This is a genomic window from Planctomycetia bacterium (assembly GCA_034440135.1).
GTDB lineage: Bacteria > Planctomycetota > Planctomycetia > Pirellulales > JALHLM01 > JALHLM01.
In genome coordinates this window covers 1-3,476 of sequence record JAWXBP010000110.1, presented here as the reverse complement: position 1 = coordinate 3,476, position 3,476 = coordinate 1, and the positions used below count along the sequence as shown (strand labels likewise).

4 protein-coding genes are annotated in these 3,476 nt (G+C 57.5%); all 4 read right to left on the bottom strand.

Features of this window, described 5'->3' with window-relative positions; translation table 11 throughout:
• Positions 1 to 983 (bottom strand): TIGR04282 family arsenosugar biosynthesis glycosyltransferase (locus tag SGJ19_06265; protein ID MDZ4779836.1); only part of this gene is annotated, 983 nt, incomplete at its 3' end.
• 3 nt (positions 984 to 986) lie between these two features.
• On the bottom strand, positions 987 to 2,108 hold the full coding sequence (locus SGJ19_06260; protein ID MDZ4779835.1) for an inorganic phosphate transporter: 1,122 nt from the start codon (positions 2,106 to 2,108) through the stop codon (positions 987 to 989).
• Positions 2,105 to 2,770, bottom strand: coding sequence for a peroxiredoxin family protein (locus tag SGJ19_06255; protein ID MDZ4779834.1), 666 nt, complete (start codon positions 2,768 to 2,770; stop codon positions 2,105 to 2,107). The genes SGJ19_06260 and SGJ19_06255 overlap by 4 nt, the downstream gene beginning before the upstream one ends.
• Before the next feature lie 611 nt (positions 2,771 to 3,381).
• The coding region (locus tag SGJ19_06250; GenBank protein MDZ4779833.1) for a DUF3641 domain-containing protein at positions 3,382 to 3,476 on the bottom strand (95 nt) is incomplete at its 5' end.

Below are 3,476 nucleotides of genomic sequence, written 5' to 3'. Positions count from 1 at the left end.
GGCAACTTCGTATCGGCGTGCAGGAACAGTAGAACTTCTCCGCTTGCGAGTGCCGCACCGGCGTTCATCTGTCGCCCGCGCCCCGGCCTGACCGGGACAACGCAGATTCCCATGCGACGGGCGATATCGGTCGTCGCGTCCCCACTGCCGCCATCGGCGACGATGACTTCAACATCTTTCAGGCCCGCGATTGGCTCCAATGTATGCTCAATCGTCCGCTCTTCGTTGAAAGTCGGAATAACGATTGACAGCAGCCCCGCACGCATCTCAGGCAGAACATCGGGAAATGCTCCGGGCACACGGAGGCAGGCTAGGAGATCTTCAGGGTAATCGACATCAGAGAGTGCCTTCAGTTGACGGACGCTGTATCGCGACTGTCGAGCATTCTCCAGTGTCTGCTGTAACACATTCTCCGTGCCCCAGTCGATCCCCCGAAAAAGACACGGCTGATTGACGCGCAACCCGATCAAATAGTAGCCGCCGTCAAGGGCCGGCCCAAGTACGACGTCCACCCTCGACAGAGCCTCAAACGCTTCTTCAAGGAGCGACGGTTCGATTTCTGGGCAATCGGTTCCAATCACCAGAACCCGCTTCGCACCTTCCATAAATGCAGCAGAGACCGCGTGCTCTAATCGTTCCCCCAGTCCGGCCCCATGCTGGACCGAATACCGATGCCCGGACCCGAACAGTCTGCACATGCGTGATACGTCGCCCCCCGCAAATCGCACCTCCAGATCACACGGCCTGGCCGAACAGAGCTGCCGCGTAACGTTCAATGCTCTCCCAGTCAGCGCCGTCTGAAGCTGAGCCGCTCGTTCAGCTCCCAGAGCTGGAATCAACCGAGTCTTCGCCTGCCCGGCCTCAGGAAATCGCGCAAGTACGATCACACGATCTGGCTGCGCCGACGTGGATTGACTCGCCTCATTCTCAGTTGACAAGCAACCTTCGACCAAGGATGACGGTGTTTCTGATGAGATATTCATAGGTCAGACCAAAGTCAGCCAACGGATGCACCATAGGCTCGCCGCCCCAAGCGCCGCACCCAAAGGCAAGGTCAACAGCCAGGCACCGGCGATCTTGCCGATCACCTTCCAGTCTCCTTGCCCAGTGACTGTGCCAATTCCAAACAGCGCGCCACAACTGACGTGCGTCGTGGATACGGGCATTCCCATCCGGCTGGCCGCAATGACAATCAGGCCGGTCATCAAATTGGCGACAAATCCTTGGCCATGATTCATGCCAGTGATTCTTAGGCTCATCGTTTCGGCCACTCGCCGTCCGCTGAGGATGCCGCCCGTCGCGATCACCAAACCTACAAGCAACGTGGAGAAATTACCCGAGAAGTGCGGACTCAACAGCAAGAGGGCGGCGATCTTCGGCGTATCGTTGACGCCACGGGCAAAGCTCACAATGCCCGCAGATCCGTAGTGTAACCAGTCCAACACGGACGCCGCTTCCAGACCAAGGACTTGTCCTTGATAGCGTTGGCGGCAGGTGACCGTATCTCCGACTTGGATACTCAGCTCGCTCGCTCGTTGCATGGCCGCAACCCCATTCGACACCGGTACGACCTCAACGATCTCGTTGCCAACACACAGACACATGTCCGCAGAAACTCCGAGCCGGCGGCGGGTACTTCGAAGCAGAGGATAAACAATGGCTGTTATGCAGAGAGCCAGCAACGGACTGAGTAAGAGTGGCAACACAAATCCGCTGCCTAGCCTTACGATGCTGACCGGTGACCCCGCCGCCAGGCCCGCTCCCATCAGAGCGCCGAGCAGGCCGTGGGTTGTTGAGACCGGCATTCCGGCGCGGGTCGCCACCAGGACGGTCAACCCGGCTCCAAGTGCGACGGCGGCTGCATAATCCACATTCGTTGTCAGGGCATCACTGACCAGGCCTTTCCCGCTGAACTTTCTCAGCAGTTCCCCGGCAAGGAACACCGCAGTGAGCGATCCCAGCAGCGTGCAGACCGTCGCCCAGAGCAGGGCGCGGCGATAGTTTGCCGTGCCGCTTCCCAATAACGTCGCGACTCCCTTGAAGTTGTCATTCGCGCCGTTCGCAAGAGCCAACAACAGACCGGCGATCAGCAATAGAGCGAAAGTCATTTCGCCCCCTGGTCACCAACCATCTTTCGTCGGTCCTTGTGCTCAAACTCAAAACGCTCATTCCTGATCATCTCCAAAGTTTCATGAATCGAAGGGCGGTCGCCCCAGAAAGTTCCGTAGTAGGCAAAACGTATGACTCCCTTCGGATCAATGATGACTGTCGAGGGACGGTTGACGTATTCCGCATGGACGGCAAAGCTCATCGGATCGACTCCGTACCTGGCTCCGACCGCGCCGGCATGATCGACCAAATGCGGCCACCAGATTCCCGTCTTGTATTTGTCCTTGAACGACTGCTTGGAGAACCAGTATTGCGGTTCCAGTTCTTTTCCGACCATGACACGGCTGCGAAAAGTGTCGTGGCATTCGATGGTGGCGACCTGGACGCCGGCGTCCTTGAATTGTTTCCGCAGGTCGATCAGGTCGCGATATTCACCGTGACAGACGGGGCACCAGTCGGCAAAGATCCAAATCAACACAATCCATTCATTCTGATTGACGTCACTCAACCGCCAGGGGACACCTTCGGTATCTTTCAAAACGAAATCCAATGCCTTGCCGCCGACCTGAACCGATTCAAAGTCCTTCGGGTTTAGGTTGCGAAATGCCGTGAGTTGCTCGTCCGTCGCACCCCTTTTCTTCTCGATCTGGTCGATGGCCAACTCGCATTGGTGTTGCACATCCCTCGATGAATCCTCTTTCCGCAACTTCCGGAGCAAGTCGAGCGACCCGTTCGACTCCATTTGGCCAAGTGACATCGCCGCTTGTGAACGGACCAGTGGGCTCTCGTCGTCCTTGAGGACTTGCTCCAGCTTGCCTGCGGCTGTCGTCCGTCGTACGATTCCGAGTGCCGCCGCAGCAATCTGTCGGACATGAAGATTCTTGTCGAATAGACCCTGCGAAACATCGTCGCCCGCATCCGGTAGAAGTCGGACCAAGTCGCTGATGGCGAGTAATCGCACGCGCCAATCATCGTTGCCCACGTCCGCGATGCCATGCTTGTCGATGGTCCGGTCGTTCGTGAACGTTCCTTCTGCGTTGAGCGGGTGAAAATCATGTTGCCGCACGCGGGACAACACGTCGGCGACAGTTGTTTCCGGGTCAACGGCCACAGTGACGGATGGCGGCAGTAGGAACAAAAAGACGAATGCGCATCCCAGTAGCGAAACACACGGTCGAGCGTAAGATAAAGGGCGAATCATAGCGAGGCGCACCGAGAACATGTTTCTTTCCTTTGCTGCGCAAGCAGCGTTCTTCGTAGTTACCACTGTCTTCAGTCGATTTGTCTCGCCAAACTTCCCTGACAGCTTGAGCCAGCTCCCGCCGTGCAGCCAAAGCAGTGTTGGCCCGTTACGATCCGACGATTCG